Annotated in this window: 1 pseudogene; it reads right to left on the bottom strand. The window is 68.0% G+C overall.

Going from position 1 to position 534, the window contains the following annotated elements:
• Window positions 1-534: pseudogene (locus tag MKK75_RS00055) on the bottom strand (IS630 family transposase); the annotation flags it as partial.

The raw sequence follows: 534 nt of genomic DNA, 5'->3' as shown, positions 1-534 counted from the left end.
GGCCGTTGGTGGCCCCATCCGCGAGGTCGAGGGCGCACAGGCCGGTGCTGCGTAGAGCGGCGGTGACGGTGGTCGTTTTGTAATGACCCTGTGGCACGAAGAGCCGGCAGCGCTCGCCGCGTGGGGCGCGGCCGTAGCGGCCGGCCATGTTGGTGGCGGCCGCGGTCTCGTCGAGGAAGACGAGTTTGTCAGGGTCGAGGTCGGGCTGAGCCTCGAACCATGCCTCACGCGCCGCCTTCACGTCGGCCCGCTCCTGCTCAGCCGCGTACAGAGCCCCTTCTTTTGCGGGTGATCCCGTGCCGGGCGAAGAAGCGCGACACTCCGCTCATGCTGATCTGGACGTCGTGCCCGGCCACGGCGTCACGCAACTCGCGCAGGAAAAGTTCAGGCCGGGCCTCGTCGAGGGATAGGATCAGATCCGCGTGCGCCTCGATTGCCGGCCGGCTGTCGTCGCTGTGTGTCGGTTTGGGAGCGACGTGACCCTGCTGTGCAAACTGCTGCGACCAGCGACTGGCACTCGACACGCTTACCCCG

The sequence above is a fragment of the Methylobacterium sp. J-030 genome, from assembly GCF_022829545.1.
Taxonomy (GTDB): domain Bacteria; phylum Pseudomonadota; class Alphaproteobacteria; order Rhizobiales; family Beijerinckiaceae; genus Methylobacterium.
This window is presented reverse-complemented; position numbering and strand designations above follow the sequence as displayed.